This window comes from Pseudomonas sp. NPDC087615 (genome assembly GCF_044743445.1).
GTDB classification, from domain to species: Bacteria; Pseudomonadota; Gammaproteobacteria; order Pseudomonadales; family Pseudomonadaceae; genus Aquipseudomonas; species Aquipseudomonas baetica_A.
This window is the reverse complement of record NZ_JBIUWM010000035.1, coordinates 1-25,151: the sequence shown is the minus strand read 5'-3', so window position 1 is coordinate 25,151 and position 25,151 is coordinate 1. Positions and strand designations below refer to the sequence as shown.

Here is a 25,151-nt window from a genome sequence, read left to right as displayed (position 1 = left end):
ACGCCACAGACCCTTGTGGGAGCTGGCTTGCCAGCGAAGCTTTTAGCGGCGGTACGAAGATCCGATGTGTTGCTCAGGCAACTGCGCCGCTCCGTGAAACAGTTTTTCCCGCAGGCTGCCGTGGTCATACGCGGTCTTGTACGACCCGCGCCGCTGCAACTCCGGGATCACCAACTCAATGAAATCCACATAACTTTCAGGGGTAACGAGGCGGGTCAGGTTGAAGCCGTCCAGCCCGGTTTCGGCGATCCACGATTGCAGCTCATCCGCCACTTGCGCAGGCGAGCCGACCACGGTGATGTAGCGGCCACCGAGGGCGTGCTGGTCGAGCAATTTGCGCCGGGTCCAGTCGTTGTTTTGCAGGGTCTTGGTCGCGGACTGAATGGCGTTGCTCTTCACGTACTGGATCGGTTCGTCGATCGCGTACCGGGAAAAGTCGACGCCGGTGGACGCCGAAAAATGTGCCACCCCAGCCTCGGCACTGGCGTAGCTCAGGTACTCGGCGTGCTTGGCCCACGCCGCTTCTTCGGTTTCGCCGACGATGACGTTGAGGCCCATGAACACCTTGATGTCCTCGGGATTGCGCCCGGCCTCGACGGCACTGGCGCGGACCTTGTCCACTTGCACCTTGGTCGACGGTTTGTTCTGGCCGCTGATGAACACGCACTCGGCATGGCGCCCGGCGAACAACAATCCACGCTCGGAACTGCCCGCCTGAAACAGCACCGGCGTGCGTTGCGGCGACGGCTCGCAGAGGTGATAACCCTCGACCTGATAGAACTCGCCCTTGTGCTCGACCTTGTGCACTTTCTCCGGTTGGGCGTAGATCCGCTGCTCGCGATCATTGAGTACCGCGCCGTTTTCCCAACTGCCTTCCCAGAGTTTGTAGAGGACTTCCAGGTACTCGTCGGCCTGATCGTAACGACGGTCATGCTCGACCTGCTCGCGCAGGCCCATGGCTTTTGCGGCGCTGTCGAGGTAACCGGTGACGATGTTCCAACCGACGCGACCACGGCTCAAATGATCGAGTGTCGACAGGCGTCGGGCGAACAGATACGGCGGCTCATAGGTGAGGTTGGCGGTCAGGCCGAAACCGAGGTTTTTGGTGACCGCAGCCATCGCCGATACCAGCAACAACGGATCGTTGACCGGCAACTGGATCGACTCTTTCAGGGTGACATCCACCGAGCCTTGATAGACGTCGTACACGCCGACGATGTCGGCGATGAACAAGCCGTCAAACAGTCCGCGCTCCAGCAACTGCGCCAGTTCGGTCCAGTATTCAATGGTGTTGTAGCGCGTTGAGGTATCGCGCGGATGCGTCCACAAACCGTGGTTGATGTGGCCGATGCAGTTCATGTTGAACGCGTTGAGCAGGATCTTCTTTTTCGCAGCAGTCATCAGAGGGTCCCCCGCAATGGCGGGTTTTCATCGTTGAGGTAGTAATTGCCCACTGCGTGGTACTTCCAGCGCACCGGGTCGTGCAGCGTGTGCACGCGGGCGTTGCGCCAGTGGCGGTCGAGACCGTGCTCGATCAGGGTGGCCTGACTGCCGGCCAGTTCGAACAAGGTGCTGCCGGCGGCGAGGGAGATTTCTGTGCTGATCGCCCGTGCTTCGGCGACGGCAATCGAGGCGGCGGCGACCGTTTCGGCGTTGGTCTGGGCCTGAGCCTTGTCGAGGAATTCACCGGCGCGTTCCAGCAGCGCCTCGGTGGCGTGCAGGCGAATGCTCAAGTGGCCGAAGCTCTTCAACGTCAGCGGGTCTTCGGTGGCGTTGTCGTTGCCGGCGTCGATCCATGGGCGCGTCTTGCTACGCACAAAGTGCAACGCATCTTCGTAAGCGGCGCGGGCGATGCCGGTGTCGATAGCGGCGTGAAGAATCTGCGCCAGCGGACCGACGGTGGTCGGACGTTCGAAGGCGCTCTGGAACGGGATCACGTCTTCGGCGGCGACATACACGTCTTCGAAGCGCACCGAACCGCTGCCGGTGGTGCGCTGGCCGAAGCCGCTCCAGTCGTCGATCACGCTCAGGCCTTGGCTGTCGCGAGGGACGAAGGCCAGTTGCTGCACGCCGTTTTCATCGACGACGGACGTTGGAATGCGTTGCGCGTAAATCGCGCCGGTCGCATAGAACTTGCGGCCATTGATGCGATAGCCATCGCCTTCACGCTTGAGGCTGCTGACGCGATGGTGGGCGGTTTTGGTGCCCAGTTCCGCCAGCGCATTGCCGAAGCGCTGACCGGCTAAAACCTCGGCGTACAAGCGTTGTTTCTGTTCGTGGCAGCCGTTCACTCGCAGCACTTCGAGGGCGTAGAAATGGTTCTGCGGAATCTGCCCGAGAGAGCCGTCTGCCTGAGCGATCAGGGCGATGACTTTGGCCAGCGTCACGTTGGACACACCGGCGCCGCCGTATTCTTTCGGCACGCTGATGCCCCACAGGCCGGAGCGGGAAAACACGTCGAGTTCCGGCAGCGGCAGTCGCCGCTCACGGTCCCGCACGGCGCTGTCGCGTTTGAAATCTTCGGCCAGGTCGCTGGCGATGATCAGGGCTTGCTCATCGCTGGTGATGACCGCGACGGGATGAGAAAAAGGCATAGGTTTCTCCAAGGCTCTTGAGAAAGTGTGCGGTCGTTAAATCCAGGAATGACGAGCCGGCAACGTGCCGTTCAGGCGATAGGCGCCGACCGCGTGATATTTCCAGCGCACCGGGTCGTGCAGGGTGTGCACCCGGGCATTGCGCCAGTGACGGTCGAGGTTGAATTCGGCGAGGGTCGCGCGGCTGCCGGCCAGTTCGAAGAGCTTTTCGCTGGCCAGCAGCGAGATTTCGGTGGTCAGCACTTTCGCTTCGGCCACGGCAATTGAAGCGCGGGCGGCGGACTCGGCCGTTATCGGCGCGGCGTGCACTTGATCGAGCACCTGCCCGGCCTTGCGCAGCAACGCTTGGGCGGCGTGCAGTTCGATTTTCAGTTTGCCGATGTCGGCGATCACGTAGAGGTCATCGCTGGCGCGTTCGACCTTGGCGTCGATCCATGGTCGCGAACGGGTTTTGACGAATTCGATGGCGTCGTCGATAGCGCCACGGGCAATGCCGGCGTCGATCGCCGCCTGAATCAATTGCGAGACTGCGCCTTGGGTGTTTGGGGTTTCGTTGATCTTCCAGTTATCAACGACAAGACCCGCTTCGACGCGCACGTTGTTCAGCACGATTGTGCCGCTGGCGGTGGTGCGCTGACCGAAGCCCGACCAGTCATCAATAATGCGCAGACCTGGCGTGCCACGGCGAACGAAAGCCAGCACTTGCTTGCCATCATCGTTCAGCGCTTTGACCGCGACCCAGTGCGCAAACAGCGCGCCAGTGGAATAGAACTTCTGGCCATTGAGCAGGTAATCGTCGCCGTCGGCGGTGATTCGCGCTTTCAATTCGAGGGTGTTTTTGGTGCCACGCTCAGGGCCGCCATTGCCGATGCGCCAGCCTTCGAGAACACTCTGGAACAGCTGTTGTTTTTGCGCGTCGGTGGCACTGCCGAGCAGCAGATGGATGATGCCGAACTGGTTCTGCGGGATCTGTCCCAACGCCGGGTCGGCGGCGGAAATGATCGCGAACACTTCGGCCAGTGTGACGAACGAAACCTGTGGGCCACCGTACTGGCGCGGGATGGCAATACTGCCCAGGCCGCTGCGGGTGAACTGTTCGATTGGTGACCACGGCAACTGGCGCTGACGGTCACGCTTGGCTGCTTGCACGAGCGCGACTTGCGCCAGCTCATGCGCGGCCTCAATGGCTTGGGCGTCGTTGCGCAAGACTTGTGCGGGCAACAACAAGGGGGCGATGTCCAGATCAGACTGGACGTTTGCGTCTGCCAGACTGGACATCAGTGCCTCTCCCTGGCTGCACGCAATGCCCTGGCGATCTGCACTGGGGTGATTGTGTTCCGGACCATACGACCTACCTCACATCTCATGAATAACGCCGCGAAGTGCGGCGAACGAAAGAATGTCCGGTGGTCCGGTGTATATACCCTAAGCGTGTATAAAAATTAAATAAACTAACTTTTAGGAATATGCATATGAAGGCGTGATGGTCTGGATGCTCAAGCGTTTTGCGGTGAGGGGCCATGGCTCCTCACTCCGCATCGGGCTTTACTCTTTGTGGGATTCAGCCGCCTTGCATGTTGGCTTCAACGGCACTTTCAGATAAGGATTCACGCAACCGATCTTCAGCGCCCTTGGCGGCGCCCAGCGCGAGTTGTTGCCGACCCGGTCGAGGATGCAATAGGTCACGTCCAGGCGCAGATCCTCGCCGGCTTCGACAATCACTGCCGGCGGCACCCAGACCTGAATCGGCAGGCCGACATCCGCTGCCGTGATGGGCGCCAGATCCATGCGTACATCACCCCAGCGCAAAGTAATGGCGTCATCCTCGGCCATGTTCGCGTAAGGCTCGATGGTCAGCGGCACACCGCGTTTGATCTGGTTCGGATTCACGCCTTGGCGGCGAATGGTGTCAGGGATCGTCACCGGCGCCAGTTGCTGGTTTTCGTCACCGCACAATGCCGACGGTTGGCCGCCCGGGCAATCGAGCTTGACCTGCACGCGGCTTGCCGCCGACAGCGCCGGGCCTTGGCCGACCTGCATCACCCGGTAGTGGATGCGGGCGGTGCCATTGGCAATAAAACTCTCCGGCACCCGCAGGTTGACTGTCGCGCCAACGTCCTCGGTCGTCAGCACCTTGGAGGCGACATAGCATTTGTTCCAGAACAGTTCGATCAGGTCGCCACAGTCCATGTCGGGGTAGGGCGACACCTCGATCAACAGATGAGCGGCTGCGGCCAGATTGATGCCGTTTTTTTGCGCTGACGCCAGGGTCGGCGCTGCCAGTTCGGGGGTATGCGAAGTGCGAGTCATCGATTTCTCTCCTTGAAGCCTTGCAGCGAAGTCCGTTTCTGAAAGAACAAAAGGCGTGAATCAACAAGCAATAAAGCGGTGAACTGATGTTCAAGTTAATGCAGGTTGATTTAACTAAGTAGCGCCGGTTGGCGACTAGATAAGAGTGTGCGGGAAGGGGTGTCAATAGACGGCGTTAGTTAATCAAAGAATTACGAATTAATCAGAATGTTCCTACGTTGTTGAGGCCGTGTGCCTAGGGTGTATGGCGAACTAGACCACAGAACTCCGGGCTTTTTGCCAGTTTTGGCGCAGCGTTATTTGGTAGCTGTGATGAAAGGCGGGGCGGATTTTATACACGTATGAGCGGTTGCAGAATCTATATATGTACCGCATCAGTTGTAGGCAGGTTGTATATATTCAGGCGTGTTTTATATCGCGGAAAAGGTAACTTCCATCCGTGGAAGTTGACGTCTCGCCCAGCAAAAGTTTTCAGGTGTGATTCAAAAACTTGCTGAGAAACTGTTGAGTGCGCTCTTCTTTGGGATCGGCAAACAACGCCTTGGCTTCACCTTGTTCGACGATCACGCCTTTGTCGAAAAACACCACGCGGTTGGCCACGTCGCGGGCGAAGCCCATTTCGTGGGTCACGATGACCATGGTGCGTTTCTCCTCGGCAAGGCCGCGGATAGTCGCTAGTACTTCGCCCACCAGTTCCGGATCAAGGGCCGACGTCGGCTCGTCGAACAGGATCACTTCCGGCTCCATTGCCAGCGCCCGGGCAATCGCCACGCGCTGTTGCTGCCCACCGGAGAGACGACGCGGATAAGCGTCTTCCTTACCGGCGAGGCCGACCTTGGCCAACAGTTTCATGCCTAGGGCAATGGCCTGCTCGCGCGGCATCTTCTTGACCACGACCGGGCCTTCGATGACGTTTTCCAGGGCGGTGCGATGGGGGAACAGGTTGAAGTTCTGGAACACGAAACCCACATGCTGGCGCAGATTGCGCACCAGGCTTTGCTGCTGGTTCAGCGGGCGGCTGGTATCGACCTCGATATCGCCGACCTTGATCCGGCCGCTGGTGGGTTGTTCAAGGAAGTTCAGGCAGCGCAGGAACGTGGTTTTACCCGAGCCGCTGGGGCCGATGATTGCCACGACCTCGCCTTCCTTGACCTCAAGATCGATGCCGTTGAGCACGACTTGATGCTTGAATTGCTTGGTCAGTTTTTCCACGACAATCATGGGGTCAGGACTCCTGGTCGTGCCGATTGACCCGCTCTTCCAACTTGTTCTGCAAGTGCGAGAGCACTGTGGCCAGAATCCAGTAGATCAGTGCGGCGGCAAGATACATGGTGAAGACTTCGAAAGTCCGGGCGGTGATCAACTGCGCCTGACGGAACAGTTCCGGCACCTGGATAGTGGCGGCCAGCGCGGTGTCCTTGACCAGCGAAATGAAGCTGTTGCCCAACGGCGGCAATGCCGTTCGCATCGCTTGCGGCAGGATGGCCCGGCGCAAAGTCTGCGCGCGGGTCATACCGATACTCGCCGCAGCTTCCCACTGGCCACGTTCGATCGAACCGATCGCCGCGCGCAGGATTTCACAGGCGTAAGCGGCCATGTTCAGCGAGAAGCCGATCAGCGCGGCCGGCAGCGGGTCGAGTTCCAGACCTATTTGCGGCAAGCCGTAATAGATCACGAACAGTTGCACCAGCAACGGCGTGCCGCGAAAGAACGACACGTAGATGCGGGCCAGCCAGTTGACAGATTTGAACCGCGACAGACGCATCAACGCCAGGCCAAAGCCCAGCAGCAGGCCGAAAAACATCCCGCCAAGGCTGAGGACGACCGTGTAGTACGCGCCCTTGAGCAGGAAGGGCGCGGAGTCAAGTGCGAGTTGGAAAGCTTCTTCCATTATTGAGTGACGTCAGCTTGGAAGTATTTTTCCGAGATCTTGGCCAGAGTGCCGTCGGCACGCAGCTCGTCGAGGGCTTTGTTCACGGCAGCCAGCAGTTCCGGTTCACCTTTACGCAAGGCAATGCCGGACTCCTGACGGGAGAACGCTTGACCGGCCGCCACGGTTTTCGGGGCTTTCTTGGCGTATTCAAGCGCGGCCAGGCGGTCGATCAGGATAGCGTCGGTACGGCCGTTGTTCAGGTCGGCGAACTTGGTCGGATCATCATCGTAGGTGCGCACGTCAGCGCCAGGTACGTTGGCGCGAACCCACTGTTCGTAGTTGGTGCCCAGACCTACGCCGACTTTCTTGCCGGACAGGTCAGCAGCGGTCTTGATGTTCAGCGCGGCTTCTTTGCTTTTGAGCACCAACGCCTGAATCCCGGAGATGGTGTACGGTTCGGAGAAGTCATACTTCTTCTTGCGGTCCTCGGAGATGGTCACTTGGTTGACCACTATGTCCAGGCGCTTGGATTCCAGAGCCGCGAGAATACCGTCCCACTTGGTCGGCTGAATCTTGGCTTTGACGCCCAGTTTCTGCGCCAGCGCTTCGGAGAGCTCGACTTCGAAACCGGACAGCTTGCCGTCGGCATCGACGAAGCTGAACGGTGGGTAAGTGCCTTCCAGGCCGACGTTGATTACGCCTTTGTCCTTGATCTGTTGCAGTTGCTCACCGGCAACCGCTTGGCTGATCAGACCGGCGCTCAGCGCCAGGCCCAGCGAACCGACCAGCAGATTGCGACGTAGTGCGGAAAAATTCATGACAAGCCCCTGTGTTTTCTTATGGAAGACGCTTAAGGAAAGTTGGCGAATTCGGGAATTGGACGACAGCGCTATCCTGCCTTAAAGCAGCTTAAGCGTCTCGCGCGAAATTCGCCTGCGGCGAGACTATATGACGACTTCGTTAGACTTGAAAATACTTAATATTTAAATTGATATTCTTTATTTGAATATAAAAACCTTCCCACGCTCTGCGTGGGAACGGTCTCGTCTTCCGCTTACAAGAAATCCTTGTAGGCAAACAACGCCGGCGCCCCGCCGGTATGCAGGAAGATGATCGGGCCTTCTTCGAATCGCTGCCGGCCGATGCCATCGAGCAACCCGGCCATGGCCTTGCCGGTGTATACCGGGTCGAGCAACACCGCCTCCTGACTCGCCAGCAACTTAACCGCTGCCAGCGTCCCGGCATTGGGTTCGCCATAACGCGGGCCGAAATATTCGTCCCACAACTCGACCTTGAAGCTGGCCGGCAGCTCAACACCGAGCAGATCAGCAGTACGTTGCGCCAGCCCCTGCACTTTCGGGCGCTGATCTTCTTCAGTGCGCGACACAGTCACGCCGATCACCGGCAATTGCGGCAACGCCTCACTCAACGCCAGCGCCAGGCCGCTGTGGGTCCCGGCGCTACCCGACGCCAGTACCACGGCAGCGAAGTCGAGCCCGGTGTCCTTGATCTGCTCGGCCAGCTCAAGCCCGGCACGCACATAACCCAATGCGCCGAGGGCGTTGGAGCCGCCAATCGGCACCAGATACGGTTTTTTTCCGTTGCTGCGCAGACGCACGGCGAGGGCGGCGAGTTGTTCGTCGGCGTTGTCGAGGTTGTCGACCAGCTCGACCTTGGTGTCGAACAGATCCAGCAGCAAGCGATTGCCATTGCCGGTGTAGTTGCTGTCTTCGGTGCCCAGCGGATTTTCCAGCAGCGCCACGCAACTCAGGCCGAGTTTGGCGGCCAGCGCCGCCGTCTGGCGAACGTGGTTCGATTGCAGCGCACCGGCGGTGATCAGCGTATCGGCGCCCTGGGCGAGGGCGTCGGCGGCGAGGTACTCGAGTTTGCGCAGCTTGTTGCCGCCCATGGCCAGTGGCGTCAGGTCATCGCGTTTGATGTACACGTCGCGGCCGAGCCAGGTGGACAGGCGCTCAAGTTTTTCCAGTGGGGTCGGTTGGCCAAGCAGTTCCAGGCGAGTAAAGCGATCCAGCTGTTGTTTAATCATGGTTGCGTACTGGCGGAGAAAGATGAAGGGACTATAGGCACGCGCTTTTGCAGGGGCAACCGCGAATGACTTATAGCCAAATGGACTGAGTCCAGCACTATCGGTTCTTAATTCGCCCTCACAGCCATGCCGTAAAGTAGTCGCCGTTGACGCGGCCAGACACTCCGGCCGCCCGTGAGGAGTCTTTACCGTGAGCGAGCGTTCCAGTCATTGGCAATTGCAGACCATCGTCGGTCAACTGCGCAGCGCACGGGATCAGTGGCGCGCCCAGAACGGCCGGGCATCCGGCGAACAGGGCGGCCGCGAATTGCCGTCCCGCGCCGCGATGGCGCAGATTCTTGAAGCACTGTGTGGCGCATTGTTCCCGATGCGTCTGGGGCCGGTGGATTTGCGTGAGGAAAGCGAAGACTTCTACGTCGGCCATACCCTTGATGTCGCGCTGAATGCGTTGCTCGCCCAGACACGTCTGGAACTGCGTTATGTCGCCCGCCACAGCGCTCAGGCTGACACCGAAGTCGAAGCGCGGGCGATTCGGATCGTTCAGGATTTCGCCCTGGCATTGCCGGGCTTGCGCACGTTGCTCGACACCGATGTGCTGGCGGCTTATCACGGCGATCCGGCGGCGCGCAGTGTGGATGAAGTGCTGCTGTGCTATCCGGGGATTCTGGCGGTGATCCACCATCGTCTCGCCCACTATTTGTATCGTGCAGGGCTGCCGTTGCTGGCGCGGATCAGCGCAGAAATTGCGCACTCGGCCACCGGCATTGATATCCATCCGGGCGCGCAGATCGGTCGTAGTTTCTTTATTGATCACGGCACGGGTGTGGTGATTGGCGAGACGGCGATCATTGGTGAGCGTGTGCGGATCTATCAGGCGGTAACGTTAGGCGCCAAGCGCTTCCCGGCCGATGAAGACGGGCAGTTGCAGAAGGGCCATCCACGCCATCCTATTGTCGAGGACGACGTGGTGATTTATGCCGGGGCGACGATTCTTGGGCGGATCACCATCGGCAAGGGGTCGACCATCGGCGGCAATGTGTGGCTGACCCGCAGCGTGCCGGCGGGGTGCAATTTGACCCAGGCCAATTTGCAGCATGATGACGGGACGCAGAAGTAGCTTCTGATTTTTGTTGCGGCATCCAGCCTCTTCGCGAGCAAGCCCGCTCCCACATTTGGAATGAGTGGGCGTGCTCGCGAATGGATTTCGGGGTGAATCCAGATAGTGTCCCTGCGCCAATTCTCCACTGAACGAATCTCCCCAACCCCACGTCATACCTCTCCTTGAGCTAGCGTAGGAACACTACCGGCTGGCCGTACGATTAGTCCTTAGCGTCCTATCCATGTTTTACTTGAACGTTCAATCAAGTTAAACCGGTGGTTCGCTGCCCGCTCACAACAGGAGGCTTGCCTTTGCTGAGTCCGATCATTTCAGCCACGTCTCAATCCATCGAGGTGCGTGTTTCATGAGTGCATCTTCAACTCCCGCCAGCGGCCTGGTACGCATGAATCCGCCGGTGTTCTACTTTGCCGCGACGGTCATTCTGCTGTTTGGTCTCGTGGTCATCGCCATGCCACAACAAGCCGGTGCCTGGCTGCTGGCAGCGCAGAACTGGGCAGCCAACACGGTCGGCTGGTACTACATGCTCGCGATGAGCCTGTATCTGGTCTTCGTGGTGGTCACCGCGTTATCCGGCTACGGCAAGATCAAACTCGGTGCCGACCACGACGAACCCGAATTCAGTTACCTGTCCTGGGCCGGCATGCTGTTCGCTGCCGGGATCAGCATCACGCTGTTTTTCTTCTGCGTGTCTGAACCGTTGACCCACATGCTGCAACCGCCGCAAGGCGAGGCCGGCACGGCGGACGCGGCGCGCCAGGCGATGCAGATTCTGTTTCTGCACTGGGGCTTGCACGGCTGGGGTGTGTTCGCCTTCGTCGGCATGGCGCTGGCCTACTTTGCCTATCGTCACAACCTGCCGCTGGCCCTGCGTTCGGCGCTGTATCCACTGATCGGCAAACGTATCAATGGTCCCATCGGTTACGCGGTGGATGGCTTCGGCATCATCGCCACCGTGTTCGGTCTCGGCGCCGACATGGGCTTTGGTGTGCTGCACCTGAACTCGGGTCTGGACTACTTGTTCGGCATCGCGCACACCCAGTGGATTCAGGTCGGTTTGATCACCCTGATGATGGGCGCGGCGATCATCGTGGCTGTCGCCGGTGTGGATAAGGGCGTGCGGGTGATGTCCGACATCAACATGCTGTTGGCCTGCGCGCTGCTGCTGTTCGTGCTGTTCGCCGGCCCCACCCAGCATCTGCTCAATACCTTGATCCAGAACGTGGGCGACTACCTCGGCGCCTTGCCGATGAAGAGTTTTGACCTCTACGCCTATGACAAACCGAGCGACTGGCTCGGCGGCTGGACGGTGTTCTACTGGGCCTGGTGGATCGCATGGTCGCCATTCGTGGGCTTGTTCATCGCACGGATTTCCCGCGGCCGTACCATTCGTGAGTTCGTTTTCGGCGTGCTGCTGATCCCGCTCGGCTTCACCTTGGCGTGGATGTCGATCTTCGGCAACAGCGCCCTCGATCAGGTGCTCAATCACGGCATGAGCGCGCTCGGCATGTCGGCCCTCGACAACCCGTCGATGACCATTTACCTGTTGCTGGAAACTTACCCGTGGAGCAAAACCGTCATTGCTGTGACGGTGTTCATCAGCTTCGTGTTCTTCGTCACCTCAGCCGACTCCGGTACCGTGGTGCTCTCGACACTGTCGGCCAAGGGCGGCAACCCGGACGAAGACGGGCCGAAATGGCTGCGGGTGTTCTGGGGCGTGATGACGGCGCTGATCACCAGCTCGCTGCTATTCTCCGGCAGCATCGATGCACTGAAGTCGGCGGTGGTGCTGACCTCGTTGCCGTTCTCGCTGATCCTGCTTCTGATGATGTGGGGCCTGCACAAGGCGTTTTATCTGGAGTCGCAAAAGCAGATCGCGCAACTGCACTCGCTGGCGCCGGTGTCCGGCTCGCGGCGTGGCACAGGGGGCTGGCGTCAGCGCCTGAGTCAGGCCGTGCACTTCCCTTCGCGCGATGAGGTGTACCGTTTCATGGACACCACCGTGCGCCCGGCGATTGAAGAAGTGACGGCGGTATTTGTTGAGAAAGGTCTGAACGTGGTGACCCAGCCGGATCCCGCGCACGACAACATCAGTCTGGAAATCGGCCACGGCGAGCAGCATGCGTTCATCTACCAAGTGCAGATGCGCGGCTACTTCACGCCATCATTCGCCCGGGGTGGCATGGGCTCCAAGCAGCTCAACAACCGCCGCTACTATCGCGCCGAAGTGCACCTGAGTGAGGGCAGTCAGGACTACGATCTGGTCGGCTACACCAAAGAGCAGATCATCAACGACATCCTCGACCAGTACGAACGGCACATGCAGTTCCTGCATCTGGTGCGTTGATCGTGGGTCGAGCGCCGAGTCGGATCAAGACTCGGTGCTCGAGCACCCTGCCAGGATCAGGCCAAAGAAGAGGATGATTGGGGTGTGCAGGGTGGATATTCATCGACGGTTATGCTCGCCTTCGCGAGCCCGCTCCCAGAGGGTTTGCGTCAATCGCCCAACAGTGTGGGAGCAACTGTCTTAACCCCCAGTATTCGTTATCGCCATTCGGTGCTCTCGCGCTTGATGACCCCGGTGTGGAAATGTGAAACGTTTCAGCAATTGGTCGACTCCGTGGTTGGCGTCGCCTTGCTTGGGCGTATGCTGGGCAACTTCCCAATGGGTGCCACAGGTTTGGTTTCACCCTCCATTCGTTGTTAATCAAACAAGAGAGGATTCGATGACTTACACCGCTGCCGAAAACCGCTATGAGTCCATCCCTTACCGCCGCGTCGGGCGCAGCGGTCTGGTGCTGCCGGCGCTATCGCTGGGCCTGTGGCACAACTTCGGCGACAGCACGCCGATCGACACCCAGCGTGCCCTGTTGCGCACTGCGTTCGACCTGGGGATCAACCACTTCGACCTGGCCAACAACTACGGCCCGCCGTACGGCAGCGCCGAGATCAACTTCGGCCGCCTGCTGCGCGAAGACTTCAAGCAATACCGCGATGAGTTGATCATCTCCAGCAAGGCCGGTTGGGACATGTGGCCCGGCCCTTACGGCCAGGGCGGTGGCTCGCGTAAATATGTGCTGGCCAGCCTCGACCAGAGTCTGCAACGCCTCGGTCTGGACTATGTGGATATCTTCTATTCGCACCGCTTCGACCCGGACACCCCACTGGAAGAAACCGCCAGCGCCCTCGCCACTGCGGTGCAACAGGGCAAGGCGTTGTACATCGGCATCTCGTCGTACTCCGGGGTGAAAACCCGCGAGATCGCCGCGCTGCTCAAAGAGTGGAAAGTGCCGCTGCTGATTCACCAACCGGCATACAACCTGCTCAACCGCTGGGTGGAAAAAGACCTGCTCGACACCACTGATGAACTCGGCACTGGCGTCATCGCCTTCACGCCGTTGGCGCAAGGTCTGCTGACCGACAAATACCTCAACGGCGTGCCGGCGGATGCGCGGGTCAATCGTCCGGGCGGTGGTTCGCTGCAGGCTTCGCATTTGTCCGAGGCAAACATTGCCCATGTACGAGCGCTGAACGAGATCGCCAAGCGTCGCGGCCAGAGCCTGGCGCAACTGGCACTGGCCTGGACGCTGCGTGATCCACGGGTGACCTCGGCACTGATCGGTGCAAGCCGGCCGGAGCAGATTATCGAGAACGTCGGGGCGTTGAAGAATTTGAGCTTTAGCGCTGAGGAACTGGCGGAGATTGATCGGTTTGCCCAGGAGGGTGGGATCAATCTTTGGGAGAAGCCTTCGACGGCGGAGTGAGCAACCTTCAACCCAAGCCTTCCCTAAGGGAGAGGCTTGGGGGAGGGGTTCTTCAGTGACTGATCGCCAGAATACTTGCCTGATACGACCCGACAAACACATCGAAATCGCCCACCTCGTTCTGCTCCAGCTCAGCCTGCGCCGCCAGAGAAGAACGCGCCAGTTCCTCAAACTTCGCCTGCTCGTCAGCCGTCAACGACTCGCTGCGGAAAAACTCGGCATGTGCCTGACTTTGACGCAGGGAGAACTGCGCGAAGCTTTCCTTGTGCTCGGCCATCGCCGCCAGCACTTGGGCCGAGGGCGTTAGCGACGGGTCGCGGACTTTCGCCAGTTGCGCATCCAGTGCCTTGCTGTGGGCATCGCCGCCATGGCTCTGATCGAGCAGCGCAGCGAGTGGGGCAATTTTTTCCAGCAACTCTACCGCCCATGCCTTCATCTCGACCGGCTCACCATCGCGCTGCAATTGCAGACCCGGACGGCGACCTTCCTTGACCACGCTGAGGAAGTTCGACGTCGCGTTGCTGCAACTGGTGTTGGTCAGCAGTGGGCTGTCGTTGAGTGCGCAATACAGCAGGAACGCATCAATGAAGCGTGATTCAGTGAGGTCGATGCCCATCGGCAGGAACGGGTTGATGTCCAGACAGCGCACTTCGACGTACTGAATGCCACGGGCCACCAGTGCCTGAATCGGCCGCTCGCCGCTGTAGGTCACACGTTTTGGGCGGATGTTGGAGTAGTACTCGTTTTCGATCTGCAGGATGTTGGTGTTCAACTGAACCCACTCACCATCCTTGTGCGTGCCGACTTCCACGTACGGTGCGTACGGCGTGGCCACGGCCTTGCGCAGGCTGTCGGTGTAGCTCGTCAGATCGTTGTAGCACGGCGTCAGGCCGGCCTGGGCGTTGCTCTGGTAACCGAGGTCGCTCATGCGCAGGCTGGTGGCGTACGGCAGGTAGAGCGTGTCTGGATCGAGCTGTTCCAACTGGTGCGAACGACCGCGCAGGAAGCCCGCGTCGAGCGCCGGTGAGGCGCCGAACAGGTACATCAGCAACCAGCTGTAGCGCCGGAAGTTGCGGATCAGCGCGATATAGGACGACGACTGGAAATCCCGGTCGGTGCCCACAAAACCCTCGGTTTCGCGCAGCAACGGCCAGAGTTTTTCCGGGAGGGAAAAGTTGTAGTGAATCCCGGCGATGCACTGCATGGTCTTGCCGTACCGCAGGGCCAGGCCCTTGCGGTAGACGTACTTGAGTTGACCAATGTTGGACGTGCCGTAATAGGCGATCGGGATGTCTTCCTCGGCCGGCAATGGGCACGGCATCGATGGACTCCACAGGTACTCGTTGCCGAGTTTGCTGTAGGCAAAGCGGTGAATCCTGTCCAGGCTTGCCAGTGTGTCTGCCGGGTCGGGCAGGGCGGGCGTGATGAACTCCAGCAGCGACTCGGAATAGTCGGTGGTGATTTTTTCGTTGGTCAGCGCGGAACCCAAGGCTTCGGGGTGCGGCGTTTGCGCAAGACGACCTTCGCTGGTCACGCGCAGGCATTCACGTTCGATACCGTGGAGGCACTGTTCGAGCAGAGAGAGGTTAGCGCGCTCGCCGAGCAGAGCCAGGCGGCGGTTGAGAAGTTCGCTCAATTTGGATTCCTTCACGCGTCAGTCGCCCCAATATGGGGGTGGGCAAGACGGTCTACAAGGGTGAAGTTGAAACTGGCGTTTTCGCCTGGTTTTATAGCGGCAGGCCATTTGCCGGTCAGTCAAGAACTGCACAATCCCTGTGGGAGCGAGCCTGCTCGCGAAGAGGGTATTTCAGCCTAAATCACCGTCGACTGACACACCGTCTTCGCGAGCAGGCTCGCTCCCACAGGATTCGCTGCGCCGAAATTAACTCAAAATGATGAACAACATCTACAGGACAGCGAACGTGCCTTGCGCTTTTGCGACCAGTTTGTCGCCCTGCATCACGTCGGCTTCGACCACCAGCGTGCGGCGGCCCGGGTGGATGACCCGCGCCGTGCACAGCACCTCGCCGTCGGAAACGGCGCGGATATAGTTGATCTTGCATTCGATGGTCGCGCTCTGCTGATCGAAACCGTGGGTGCTGGAACAGGCCAGCCCCATGGCGATGTCGACCAGACTGAACAGCGCGCCACCGTGCAATTTGCCGCCGCGATTGCGCAGTTCCGGTTCCAGCACCAGGGCGACTTGCGCCACCCCGGTTTCCAGGCTGTGCAGGCGGCAGCCCAACAGCTTGAAAAACGCGCTCTCGACGAGCCCGGCCGGAATGTCCATCAGCGTTTCTTCAACTGCTTGGCGTTGGCGAACAGCGAGGCCATTGCATTGTTCACGGGCGCCGCTGTTGCGGTTTCCTTGCGTGGCGCATTGTTTGACGGCTGGCGTTGCGCCGAGCCCGGACGCGAGCCACGGGCGCCATCAATCTTCTCGCCCGGGGTGTCGCCCATGCGCATCGACAGGCCCACGCGTTTGCGCGGAATGTCGACTTCCATGACCTTCACTTTCACCACGTCACCGGCCTTCACCGCTTCACGCGGATCCTTGATGAACTTCTCCGACAGCGCCGAGATGTGCACCAGACCGTCCTGATGCACGCCGATGTCGACGAAGGCACCGAACGCGGTCACGTTGGTGACGACGCCTTCGAGGATCATCCCCAGTTGCAAGTCTTTGAGGTCTTCGACGCCTTCCTGGAACTCGGCAGTCTTGAACTCGGGACGCGGGTCGCGGCCCGGTTTTTCCAGTTCCTGGAGGATGTCGGTCACGGTCGGCAGACCGAAGGTCTCGTCGGTGAACTTCTTCGGATCCAGACGCTTGAGGAACCCGGCGTCGCCGATCAGCGAGCGGATGTCGCGGTCGGTTTCAGCGGCAATACGCTGCACCAGTGGATAGGCCTCCGGGTGAACCGCCGAGGAATCCAGCGGGTTGTCGCCGTTCATCACGCGCAAGAAACCGGCAGCCTGTTCGAAGGTTTTTTCGCCCAGACGCGCGACTTTCTTCAGCGCTGCACGGGTTTTGAATGCGCCGTGTTCGTCGCGGTGCGCCACGATGTTCTGCGCCAGTGTGGCGTTGAGGCCAGAGATCCGTGCCAGCAGCGCCACGGAAGCGGTGTTGACGTCGACACCGACGGCGTTCACGCAGTCCTCGACCACAGCGTCCAGACCGCGCGCCAGCTTCAGTTGCGACACGTCGTGCTGGTACTGGCCGACACCGATGGATTTCGGATCGATTTTCACCAGCTCGGCCAGTGGATCCTGCAAACGACGGGCGATGGACACCGCGCCACGGATCGACACGTCCAGATCGGGGAATTCCTTGGCTGCCAGTTCCGACGCCGAGTACACCGATGCGCCGGCCTCGGAGACCATGACCTTGGTCATCTTCATGGCTGGATATTTTTTGATCAATTCGATCGCCAGTTTGTCGGTTTCGCGGCTGGCGGTGCCGTTGCCGATGGCGATCAGGTCAACCGAGTGCTTGGCGCACAGGGCTGCCAGAATGGCGATGGTCTGATCCCACTTGTTGTGTGGAACGTGCGGGTAAACCGTGGCGTGATCGAGCAGCTTGCCGGTGGAGTCGACCACGGCCACCTTGCAACCGGTACGCAGGCCCGGGTCGAGACCCAGGGTCGCACGCGGGCCGGCCGGTGCCGCCAGCAGCAGGTCGTGCAGGTTGTGGGCGAACACGTTGATCGCCTCGGTTTCGGCGCCGTCGCGCAACTCGCCCAGCAGGTCGGTTTCCAGGTGGGTGTAGAGCTTGACCTTCCAGGTCCAGCGCACCACTTCGCCGAGCCATTTGTCGGCCGGACGGTTCTGATTCTGGATGCCGAACTGCTGGCCGATCATGCCTTCGCACGGGTGCATGGCGCCCGGCAGTTCGTCGCCGACCTTCAGTGCGGAGCTGAGGATGCCTTCGTTGCGGCCACGGAAAATCGCCAGTGCGCGGTGCGACGGCATGCTTTTGAGCGGCTCGTCGTGTTCGAAGTAGTCGCGGAACTTGGCGCCTTCTTCTTCCTTGCCGGCAATTACGCGGGCACTGAGGGTTGCTTCCTGTTTGAGGTAGCTACGCAGTTTTTCCAGCAGGCTGGCGTTTTCGGCGAAGCGTTCCATCAGGATGTATTTGGCGCCTTCCAACGCAGCCTTCACATCGGCTACGCCTTTTTCGGCGTCGACGAAGCGTACGGCTTCGGTTTCCGGAGCAAGATTCGGGTCGTTGAACAGCCCGTCAGCCAAGTCGCCAAGGCCGGCTTCCAGGGCAATCTGGCCCTTGGTGCGGCGCTTTTGCTTGTACGGCAGGTACAAGTCTTCGAGGCGGGTCTTGGTGTCGGCGAGTTTGATATCGCGTTCAAGGGCAGGGGTGAGTTTGCCTTGCTCCTCGATGCTGGCGAGGATGCTGATGCGCCGTTCGTCGAGTTCTCGCAGGTAGCGCAAACGCTCTTCCAGATGACGCAACTGCGTGTCATCAAGGCTGCCGGTCACTTCTTTCCGGTAACGGGCGATGAAGGGAACGGTAGAGCCTTCATCGAGTAGCGCGACGGCCGCTTCGACCTGTTGTGGGCGTACACCGAGTTCCTCGGCGATGCGGCTGTTGATGCTGTCCATAAAACCACCTGACATAGTGTGAAAGCAGGCTCGCAGGCACGGAAATAAAGGCCCGGAGTCTGGTTGAACGGCTAGAGGATTGCCGCTGCCTGGGTCAAAAGGCACCCCATTGACCCGTGAAATCGAACAATTACTGCGGCCACCGGGAAAAAAGCCCGGCCAACTCCGGTAACGATTCAGACGTTGCCTGGCACAAAACGCCGCGCATTATAACCAGCGTTCTGTCATTCGGGGGCGTTGCAGTCTGTAGGCATAAACCCCGGTTTTCTGGCAGTGAAGGAAAAATCTGCTAACAATGCACACGGTGCGTATAACGGCAGCTACGCCATAATGCGCGCCGAGCTAAAAGGAGCATCCAATGAGCAGCACTGCACAACCTGCTGAAGGCGAAAAAATTCTTATCGTTGACGACGATCCAGGGCTGAGTAGCCTGCTGGAACGCTTTTTCGTCAGCAAGGGCTATCGTGCCCGTACCGTACCGAACACCGAGCAGATGGATCGTCTGCTCTCGCGTGAAGTTTTCAATCTGGTCGTCCTCGACCTGATGCTGCCTGGCGAAGACGGTCTGACCGCCTGCCGCCGTCTACGGGCGGCAAACAACCAGATTCCGATCATCATGCTCACCGCCAAGGGCGATGAGATGAGCCGCATCAAGGGCCTGGAACTGGGTGCCGACGACTATTTGGCCAAGCCGTTCAACCCGGACGAGCTGATGGCCCGGGTCAAAGCAGTGCTGCGCCGTCAGGCCGCACCGGTACCGGGCGCACCGGGCAGCGAAGACGAAAACGTCACCTTCGGTGATTACGTGTTGTCGCTTGCCACTCGCGAACTGAAGCGCGGCGACGAAGTACACATGCTCACCACCGGTGAGTTTGCGGTACTCAAGGCCCTCGTCATGAACGCGCGTCAGCCACTGACCCGCGACAAACTGATGAACCTGGCCCGTGGCCGCGAGTGGGATGCCCTCGAGCGTTCCATCGATGTGCAGATTTCCCGTCTGCGCCGGATGATCGAGCCCGATGCGTCCAAACCGCGCTACATCCAGACTGTCTGGGGCGTGGGCTATGTGTTTGTACCGGATGGCACCGCCACCAAGTGATCGGTGATTTGTAGGAGCGAGTCTGTCGGGGGCGAGTCGAATGACCAATCTCACAGACTCGCAATCCGCAATATGCGAGCATTGCTCGCTCCTGCAAGTGTGTAGCGGTTAAAGATGAAAACCCCCGTCTGGTTTCCCCAAAGTTTTTTCTCCCGCACCCTCTGGCTGGTGCTTATTGTCGTGCTGTTTTCCAAGGCGCTGACCCTGGTTTATCTGTTGATGAACGAGGACGTGCTGGTGGATCGCCAATACAGCCACGGCGTCGCTCTGACGCTGCGCGCCTATTGGGCCGCAGACGAAGAAAACCGCGCGAAGATCGCCGATAAGGTGCCCCTGATCAGGGTGGTCGGGGCGGGTGTGCCGGAAGGCGAACAACATTGGCCTTATAGCGAAATTTATCAGCGGCAGATGCAGACCGAGCTGGGCCCCGACACGGAGGTGCGATTACGCATGCACTCACCGCCGGCGCTCTGGGTCCGTGCTCCGAGCCTGGGCGATGGCTGGCTGAAAGTCCCACTGTACCCGCATCCATTGCGTGGCCAGAAAATCTGGAACGTCCTCGGCTGGTTCCTCGCCATTGGTTTGCTGTCGACCGCGTCGGCATGGATTTTCGTCAGCCAGCTCAACCAACCCTTGAAGCGACTGGTGTATGCCGCCCGGCAACTCGGTCAGGGCCGCAGCGTGCGCCTGCCGATCAGCGACACGCCAAGCGAGATGACCGAGGTCTATCGCGCCTTCAACCAGATGGCCGAGGACGTCGAACAGGCCGGACGTGAGCGCGAGTTGATGCTGGCTGGGGTTTCCCACGATTTGCGCACGCCGTTGACCCGGTTGCGGCTGTCGCTTGAATTGATGGGCGACCGTAACGACCTGACCGACGACATGGTGCGCGACATCGAGGACATGGACGCGATTCTCGACCAGTTCCTGGCGTTCATTCGCGATGGTCGGGACGAGTCTGTGGAGGAGGTGGATCTCAGCGATCTGGTACGTGAAGTCGTGGCGCCGTACAACCAGAGTGAAGAGAAGGTTCGGCTGCGTCTGGAACCGATCCAGCCGTTTCCGCTGCGCCGGGTTTCAATGAAACGCTTGTTGAACAACCTGATTGGCAACGCCTTGAATCATGCCGGCAGCGGCGTTGAAGTCGCCGCGTATGTGTCTGGCGACACCAGTGCCCCGTATGTGGTGCTGAGTGTGATGGACCGTGGGGCGGGGATCGATCCTTCGGAGCTTGAGGCGATCTTCAACCCGTTCACCCGTGGTGACCGCGCTCGTGGCGGCAAAGGCACCGGGTTGGGATTGGCGATCGTGAAGCGGATCGCTTCGATGCATGGCGGCAATGTGGAATTGCGTAATCGGTCTGGGGGTGGACTGGAGGCGCGGGTAAGGTTGCCGTTGGGGTTGATGTTGCCTCGGGATGCTGTTTAAACACTGACATCTAGGGTGAGGCTGATGGCCCCTTCGCGGGCAAGCCAGCTCCCACAGGGGCCGCGATGTTCACATAATTTGTGTACGACACGGACATGGTGGGAGCGGGCTTGCTCGCGAAGGCGGCCTCTCAGCCGCCACATATTTCCGGGTTTAGCCCTTGCCTTTGGTTCGGGTCATATTCGGCCCGCCATTCTTCTCAAGATGCTCAATGATGATCCCCGCCACATTCTTCCCGGTGGTGGTCTCGATCCCTTCAAGCCCCGGCGACGAGTTCACTTCCATCACCAGCGGCCCGTGATTGGAACGCAGGATATCCACCCCCGCCACCGCCAGGCCCATGACCTTGGCCGCCCGAAGCGCTGTCATGCGTTCTTCCGGGGTGATCTTGATCAGGCTGGCGCTGCCGCCACGATGCAGGTTGGAGCGGAACTCGCCCGGTTTGGCCTGGCGTTTCATGGCCGCGATCACCTTGTCGCCGACCACGAAACAGCGAATGTCCGCACCGCCAGCCTCCTTGATGTATTCCTGGACCATGATGTTCTGCTTCAGGCCCATGAACGCTTCGATCACCGACTCCGCCGCCGTCGCGGTTTCACACAGCACCACACCAATGCCCTGAGTGCCTTCCAGCACTTTGATCACCAGCGGAGCACCGTCGACCATGTCGATCAGGTCCGGAATGTCATCCGGTGAGTGAGCGAATCCGGTCACCGGCAAGCCGATGCCCCGACGCGATAGCAGTTGCAGCGAGCGCAATTTGTCCCGCGAACGGGCAATGGCCACCGATTCATTGAGCGGGAACACGCCCATCATTTCGAACTGGCGCAACACCGCGCAGCCATAGAACGTTACCGATGCGCCGATCCGTGGAATCACCGCATCGAAACCTTCCAGCGGTTTGCCGCGATAGTGGATCTGCGGCTTGTGGCTGGCGATGTTCATATAGGCGCGCAAGGTGTCGATCACCACCATTTCATGCCCGCGCTCGGTGCCGGCTTCGACCAGGCGACGGGTGGAATACAGACGCGGGTTCCGCGACAGCACAGCGATCTTCATGCAACACCTGTGGAGGAGGTAGATACCGGGAACACCGGCTTGTCTTGTACATATTTGATGCCCGGATTGACCACCAGTTGGCCGTCAATCAGGGCTTTGGAGCCGAGCAGCAGGCGATAACGCATGGACTTGCGGCAAGCGAGGGTGAACTCGACCGACCAGACCCGATCACCGAGGGCCAGGGTGGTGCTGATCACATAGCGCACCTGAGCCTGACCGTTGGAGCTTTTAATGGTTTTGCGCGCAACCAAAGGCGCTTCGCAACGCCGGTGACGCAACTGCACTACCGTGCCCAGGTGCGCAGTGAAGCGCACCCACTTCGCGCCGTCGCGTTCGAACGGCTCGATGTCAGTGGCGTGCAGGCTGGAGGTGCTGGCACCGGTGTCGATTTTTGCCCGCAGGCCCGCGACTCCCAAATCAGGGAGCGCCACCCACTCGCGCAGACCGACAACGGTCAAATGGTCAAATGTCTTCAAAAAAATGCTCAACCGTGACAACCGCTCAGCCCGCATAGGCCGGATTTGCGGTATTCACGCAGAATAATGGTTAAAAGGCGACAGATATCTACAGCCCGGATTACCAGCGTCTGAAGCAGGCGCCGGAATGTGCGCATTGTAATCCGGGATGGGGTCATTCATGGCACGACAGAAACGGTAGTACAGTTCACCAATATTTCAGAATGAGGACATTCCATGGCACAAAAAAACGAAGAGGACGACAAGGTCCGTCTCGATAAGTGGCTATGGGCCGCGCGTTTTTACAAAACCCGTGCCTTGGCCAAAGCAGCGATCGAGAGTGGCAAGGTGCATTGTCGAGGCGAGCGCTGCAAGCCTGGCAAAGAGCCACGCATTGGCGACGAATTTGAGATTCGCACTGGTTTTGAAGTGCGCATAGTGAGGGTCGAGGCTCTGTCTGTCGTGCGTCGTGGCGCGCCCGAAGCGCAAACGCTGTATGCGGAGACCGAGGCGAGTATCGCCAAGCGCGAAGCGGCTGCGGCGATGCGCAAGGCCGGTGCGCTGGGTGTGAGTACCGACGGCAAGCCGAGCAAGAAACAGCGGCGGGATCTGTTCAAGTTTCGGGGTAATAGCAACGACGATTAGAGCCGAAGCTTGGTGTTGCCAGTGCTGGCGTCATCGCGGGCAAGCCACGCTCCCACAGGTATATCTGGTGTTCACAAATGAATGTTCACTGAAGATCCCTGTGGGAGCGAGCTTGCTCGCGAATCGAGTGCGCAGCACTCGCCATGGACGCCGCGATATCAGGCGCTACGCATCACACTCATCCGCGAAACCAACGGCAGCTTGCCCAGCAAACTGAAGATCGGCGCCGTCACTTTCAGCCAGAAATTCGCGGCGTGATACGCAAATGGCGTGTAGTAGCCCCAGCCCAACGCCAACACCGCCAGCAACACGCCGCCGATGTAATCGTCCTGACCCCAATGCGCCCCGGCCACCAGCCGCGGCAACATGAACAGCACCGCCAGGCCCCAGATCGTCAGGAACTGGCCGATCGTGCGGCTGAACACCCCCATGAACAACGCCCAGATCAGCAACACCGAAGCATGGTCACCCGGGAAGCTCTGGCTCGAGCGATCTTTCAGCTCCCAGGTCTTTTCCAGATGCGGGAAGTAATCGCTGAGGTGCACCGCGCCTTCAAGCACCATCGACGGACTGCTGTGCTGCCAGTCCATGAAATCGGCGAACTTGGAAAACAGCGTGCGGATCACCACCATCAACAGCAGGATCGATAAAAAACCGAAAAAAGCACGGCGTACATCAATCGCCTTGAACACCCAGTCGCCCTTGATCAGCAGCATCAGCAGAATCAGCCCGACGACGATGTCGAACGGACGCATACTTGCAATTGCCCAGATGTGGAGCCATATGGGGTTGCTGGCCAGTGGTGCATTGAGCGAGCGGAACAGCCACTCGTCGAAAATCACACACAACGAGTTACCCGTAGGCCATAACCAGAAAGCCAGTAGCGCTAACGGCACCGCGTTGCACAGAACCAGCCGGCCGAGGTTCCACCTTGATTGGAACAAACCCGGATTGTTCATAAAATGCCTCCCATGGCTTAGCAGTCGGCACCAAAATGGGTGCCAAGAAGCGCAAATTTTCATTCTTTGTAATCATTTTGTCATCACTTTCAGATACCCAGACCTATGACCGATCTAACGGATACCGATTTCACCCAACGCTTCATCTTCGATGACAGCGACACCCGCGGCGAACTGGTGGCGCTTGAGCGCAGTTACGCCGAAGTCCTCGCCAAACACCCATACCCCGAGCCGGTCGCGCAATTGCTGGGCGAATTGATGGCGGCGGCCTCTTTACTGGTGGGCACCCTGAAGTTCGACGGTTTGCTGATTCTGCAAGCGCGTTCCGAAGGCCCGATCCCGATGCTGATGATCGAATGCTCCAGCGAGCGCGAGATCCGAGGACTGGCGCGCTACCACGCCGATCAGATTGCCGCCGATGCGACCCTCAGCGACCTCATGCCAAAGGGTGTGCTGGCCCTGACTGTCGACCCGACGGTTGGCCAGCGCTATCAGGGCATCGTCGATCTCGACGGCGAAACCCTGTCCGATTGCTTCACCAATTATTTCGTCATGTCGCAACAGGTCGGCACCCGCTTCAAATTGTTCGCCGACGGCCGCCGCGCCCGTGGTCTGCTGCTGCAGCAACTGCCGGCCGACCGTCTGAAAGACGAAGAAGACCGCGCGGCCAGTTGGCAGCACATCACCGCGCTGGCCAGCACGCTGACCGCCGATGAATTGTTGAGCCTGGACAACGAAACCGTGCTTCATCGTCTCTACCATGAAGAGCAAGTGCGCCTGTTCGACGTGCAGAAGCTGCGTTTCCGTTGCAGCTGCTCGCGTGAACGCTCGGGCAATGCGCTGGTCAGTCTGGGTCTGGAAGATGCGCAGGCGCTGGTTGCCGAACAGGGCGGCAACGTCGAGATCGATTGCCAGTTCTGCAACGAACGCTACTTGTTCGATGCGGCCGACATCGCTCAATTGTTCGCTGGTGCGGGCGTCGACACGCCGTCAGATACCCGGCACTAAAACGGTTCAGCGCAGGTAAATTCACTGCTCAACGACGGAATTTCGCCGTTACGACGGGAGGACCCTACTCTTTTTGGGCTTTTCTGGCATAATCCGGCCCACTATTTTCGCGGTAGTAGTGCGCAACTTTCTACGACAAAACCCTTGGAGCACACTCGGCCACTGGCCGACGGGGACCC

Annotated in this window: 21 protein-coding genes; 7 read left to right on the top strand and 14 right to left on the bottom strand. The window is 59.6% G+C overall.

From position 1 onward, the window contains the following. Positions 1-42 precede the first annotated feature (42 nt). The 8 genes from ACIOU6_RS17845 to ACIOU6_RS17810 all read right to left on the bottom strand — a co-directional run bounded on the left by ACIOU6_RS17845 (position 43) and on the right by ACIOU6_RS17810 (position 8,824). Entirely contained in the window at positions 43-1,401 is a 1,359-nt protein-coding gene (locus tag ACIOU6_RS17845) for an LLM class flavin-dependent oxidoreductase (protein ID WP_401138367.1), read from the bottom strand. Then, positions 1,401-2,594, bottom strand: a complete 1,194-nt coding sequence (locus ACIOU6_RS17840; RefSeq protein WP_401138364.1) for an SfnB family sulfur acquisition oxidoreductase — start codon at positions 2,592-2,594, stop codon at positions 1,401-1,403. The genes ACIOU6_RS17845 and ACIOU6_RS17840 overlap by 1 nt, the downstream gene beginning before the upstream one ends. Before the next feature lie 36 nt (positions 2,595-2,630). After that, positions 2,631-3,872 (bottom strand): SfnB family sulfur acquisition oxidoreductase, encoded by a 1,242-nt coding sequence (locus ACIOU6_RS17835; protein WP_401138361.1) that lies wholly within the window; start codon positions 3,870-3,872, stop codon positions 2,631-2,633. A gap of 267 nt (positions 3,873-4,139) precedes the next feature. Beyond that, positions 4,140-4,904, bottom strand: a complete 765-nt coding sequence (locus ACIOU6_RS17830; protein WP_221731015.1) for a hypothetical protein — start codon at positions 4,902-4,904, stop codon at positions 4,140-4,142. 471 nt (positions 4,905-5,375) lie between these two features. Beyond that, positions 5,376-6,125, bottom strand: a complete 750-nt coding sequence (tcyN, locus tag ACIOU6_RS17825; RefSeq protein WP_401138358.1) for an L-cystine ABC transporter ATP-binding protein TcyN — start codon at positions 6,123-6,125, stop codon at positions 5,376-5,378. A 4-nt stretch (positions 6,126-6,129) separates the two neighbouring features. Then, positions 6,130-6,795: a cystine ABC transporter permease gene (gene tcyL, locus ACIOU6_RS17820; protein ID WP_221731017.1), complete on the bottom strand. Its 666-nt coding sequence runs from the start codon at positions 6,793-6,795 to the stop codon at positions 6,130-6,132. Continuing rightward, positions 6,795-7,595, bottom strand: a complete 801-nt coding sequence (tcyJ, locus tag ACIOU6_RS17815; RefSeq protein WP_221731018.1) for a cystine ABC transporter substrate-binding protein — start codon at positions 7,593-7,595, stop codon at positions 6,795-6,797. The genes tcyL and tcyJ overlap by 1 nt, the downstream gene beginning before the upstream one ends. A 236-nt stretch (positions 7,596-7,831) precedes the next feature. Next, the gene (locus ACIOU6_RS17810) at positions 7,832-8,824 is read right to left on the bottom strand and encodes a D-cysteine desulfhydrase (protein WP_401138355.1); all 993 of its coding nucleotides are present in this window, start codon (positions 8,822-8,824) and stop codon (positions 7,832-7,834) included. A gap of 190 nt (positions 8,825-9,014) precedes the next feature. Here ACIOU6_RS17810 and epsC point away from each other — a divergent pair, with 190 nt between their 5' ends. The 3 genes from epsC (at position 9,015) to mgrA (ending at position 13,705) form a co-directional block, all read left to right on the top strand. Continuing rightward, positions 9,015-9,941 carry a serine O-acetyltransferase EpsC gene (epsC, locus tag ACIOU6_RS17805; protein WP_401138352.1) on the top strand — a complete coding sequence of 309 codons (927 nt, stop codon included), beginning with the start codon at positions 9,015-9,017 and terminating at the stop codon, positions 9,939-9,941. A gap of 385 nt (positions 9,942-10,326) precedes the next feature. Beyond that, on the top strand, positions 10,327-12,288 hold the full coding sequence (gene betT / locus ACIOU6_RS17800) for a choline transporter BetT (RefSeq protein WP_221731069.1): 1,962 nt from the start codon (positions 10,327-10,329) through the stop codon (positions 12,286-12,288). Between the two features lie 379 nt (positions 12,289-12,667). Continuing rightward, the gene (gene mgrA, locus ACIOU6_RS17795; protein ID WP_401138349.1) at positions 12,668-13,705 is read left to right on the top strand and encodes an L-glyceraldehyde 3-phosphate reductase; all 1,038 of its coding nucleotides are present in this window, start codon (positions 12,668-12,670) and stop codon (positions 13,703-13,705) included. Positions 13,706-13,757: 52 nt separating this feature from the next. Here the strand turns inward: mgrA and gshA are convergent, their stop codons facing one another. The 3 genes from gshA to ACIOU6_RS17780 form a co-directional block, all read right to left on the bottom strand. After that, entirely contained in the window at positions 13,758-15,341 is a 1,584-nt protein-coding gene (gene gshA / locus ACIOU6_RS17790; RefSeq protein ID WP_401138346.1) for a glutamate--cysteine ligase, read from the bottom strand. Between the two features lie 270 nt (positions 15,342-15,611). Continuing rightward, positions 15,612-15,995, bottom strand: coding sequence for a PaaI family thioesterase (locus ACIOU6_RS17785; RefSeq protein WP_052032737.1), 384 nt, complete (start codon positions 15,993-15,995; stop codon positions 15,612-15,614). Continuing rightward, entirely contained in the window at positions 15,995-18,319 is a 2,325-nt protein-coding gene (locus tag ACIOU6_RS17780; protein WP_401138342.1) for a Tex family protein, read from the bottom strand. The genes ACIOU6_RS17785 and ACIOU6_RS17780 overlap by 1 nt, the downstream gene beginning before the upstream one ends. Positions 18,320-18,677: 358 nt before the next feature. On the opposite strand from ACIOU6_RS17780, the gene ompR reads away from it, so the two are divergent. Together ompR and ACIOU6_RS17770 are read left to right on the top strand one after the other, a co-directional pair. Continuing rightward, positions 18,678-19,418 (top strand): two-component system response regulator OmpR, encoded by a 741-nt coding sequence (gene ompR / locus ACIOU6_RS17775; protein WP_221731024.1) that lies wholly within the window; start codon positions 18,678-18,680, stop codon positions 19,416-19,418. A gap of 114 nt (positions 19,419-19,532) precedes the next feature. Next, positions 19,533-20,846 carry an ATP-binding protein gene (locus tag ACIOU6_RS17770; protein ID WP_221731025.1) on the top strand — a complete coding sequence of 438 codons (1,314 nt, stop codon included), beginning with the start codon at positions 19,533-19,535 and terminating at the stop codon, positions 20,844-20,846. Between the two features lie 153 nt (positions 20,847-20,999). Here the strand turns inward: ACIOU6_RS17770 and rimK are convergent, their stop codons facing one another. Then, the gene (gene rimK / locus ACIOU6_RS17765) at positions 21,000-21,905 is read right to left on the bottom strand and encodes a 30S ribosomal protein S6--L-glutamate ligase (protein WP_221731026.1); all 906 of its coding nucleotides are present in this window, start codon (positions 21,903-21,905) and stop codon (positions 21,000-21,002) included. Next, positions 21,902-22,381, bottom strand: a complete 480-nt coding sequence (locus ACIOU6_RS17760) for an ATP-dependent zinc protease (RefSeq protein ID WP_401138337.1) — start codon at positions 22,379-22,381, stop codon at positions 21,902-21,904. Before ACIOU6_RS17760 ends, rimK begins: the two co-directional genes overlap by 4 nt. A gap of 216 nt (positions 22,382-22,597) precedes the next feature. Here ACIOU6_RS17760 and ACIOU6_RS17755 point away from each other — a divergent pair, with 216 nt between their 5' ends. After that, positions 22,598-23,005 carry an RNA-binding S4 domain-containing protein gene (locus tag ACIOU6_RS17755; protein WP_221731027.1) on the top strand — a complete coding sequence of 136 codons (408 nt, stop codon included), beginning with the start codon at positions 22,598-22,600 and terminating at the stop codon, positions 23,003-23,005. 158 nt (positions 23,006-23,163) lie between these two features. Here ACIOU6_RS17755 and ACIOU6_RS17750 read toward each other — a convergent pair whose 3' ends face one another. Continuing rightward, the gene (locus ACIOU6_RS17750) at positions 23,164-23,964 is read right to left on the bottom strand and encodes a phosphatase PAP2 family protein (protein WP_221731028.1); all 801 of its coding nucleotides are present in this window, start codon (positions 23,962-23,964) and stop codon (positions 23,164-23,166) included. Positions 23,965-24,069: 105 nt separating this feature from the next. Between ACIOU6_RS17750 and hslO the strand changes: the two genes are divergently transcribed. Then, positions 24,070-24,972, top strand: coding sequence for an Hsp33 family molecular chaperone HslO (gene hslO / locus ACIOU6_RS17745; protein ID WP_221731029.1), 903 nt, complete (start codon positions 24,070-24,072; stop codon positions 24,970-24,972). The last annotated feature ends 179 nt before the right edge of the window (positions 24,973-25,151 follow it).

What these genes read in the sequence shown, in the direction of transcription:
- ACIOU6_RS17845 (WP_401138367.1), bottom strand. Translation starts at nt 1,401, where the DNA reads ATGACTGCTGCGAAAAAGAAGATCCTGCTCAACGCGTTCAACATGAAC.
- ACIOU6_RS17840 (WP_401138364.1), bottom strand. Translation starts at nt 2,594, where the DNA reads ATGCCTTTTTCTCATCCCGTCGCGGTCATCACCAGCGATGAGCAAGCC.
- ACIOU6_RS17835 (WP_401138361.1), bottom strand. Translation starts at nt 3,872, where the DNA reads ATGTCCAGTCTGGCAGACGCAAACGTCCAGTCTGATCTGGACATCGCC.
- ACIOU6_RS17830 (WP_221731015.1), bottom strand. Translation starts at nt 4,904, where the DNA reads ATGACTCGCACTTCGCATACCCCCGAACTGGCAGCGCCGACCCTGGCG.
- tcyN (WP_401138358.1), bottom strand. Translation starts at nt 6,125, where the DNA reads ATGATTGTCGTGGAAAAACTGACCAAGCAATTCAAGCATCAAGTCGTG.
- tcyL (WP_221731017.1), bottom strand. Translation starts at nt 6,795, where the DNA reads ATGGAAGAAGCTTTCCAACTCGCACTTGACTCCGCGCCCTTCCTGCTC.
- tcyJ (WP_221731018.1), bottom strand. Translation starts at nt 7,595, where the DNA reads ATGAATTTTTCCGCACTACGTCGCAATCTGCTGGTCGGTTCGCTGGGC.
- ACIOU6_RS17810 (WP_401138355.1), bottom strand. Translation starts at nt 8,824, where the DNA reads ATGATTAAACAACAGCTGGATCGCTTTACTCGCCTGGAACTGCTTGGC.
- betT (WP_221731069.1), top strand. Translation starts at nt 10,327, where the DNA reads ATGAATCCGCCGGTGTTCTACTTTGCCGCGACGGTCATTCTGCTGTTT.
- mgrA (WP_401138349.1), top strand. Translation starts at nt 12,668, where the DNA reads ATGACTTACACCGCTGCCGAAAACCGCTATGAGTCCATCCCTTACCGC.
- ACIOU6_RS17785 (WP_052032737.1), bottom strand. Translation starts at nt 15,995, where the DNA reads ATGGACATTCCGGCCGGGCTCGTCGAGAGCGCGTTTTTCAAGCTGTTG.
- ACIOU6_RS17780 (WP_401138342.1), bottom strand. Translation starts at nt 18,319, where the DNA reads ATGGACAGCATCAACAGCCGCATCGCCGAGGAACTCGGTGTACGCCCA.
- ompR (WP_221731024.1), top strand. Translation starts at nt 18,678, where the DNA reads ATGAGCAGCACTGCACAACCTGCTGAAGGCGAAAAAATTCTTATCGTT.
- ACIOU6_RS17770 (WP_221731025.1), top strand. Translation starts at nt 19,533, where the DNA reads ATGAAAACCCCCGTCTGGTTTCCCCAAAGTTTTTTCTCCCGCACCCTC.
- rimK (WP_221731026.1), bottom strand. Translation starts at nt 21,905, where the DNA reads ATGAAGATCGCTGTGCTGTCGCGGAACCCGCGTCTGTATTCCACCCGT.
- ACIOU6_RS17755 (WP_221731027.1), top strand. Translation starts at nt 22,598, where the DNA reads ATGGCACAAAAAAACGAAGAGGACGACAAGGTCCGTCTCGATAAGTGG.
- ACIOU6_RS17750 (WP_221731028.1), bottom strand. Translation starts at nt 23,964, where the DNA reads ATGAACAATCCGGGTTTGTTCCAATCAAGGTGGAACCTCGGCCGGCTG.
- hslO (WP_221731029.1), top strand. Translation starts at nt 24,070, where the DNA reads ATGACCGATCTAACGGATACCGATTTCACCCAACGCTTCATCTTCGAT.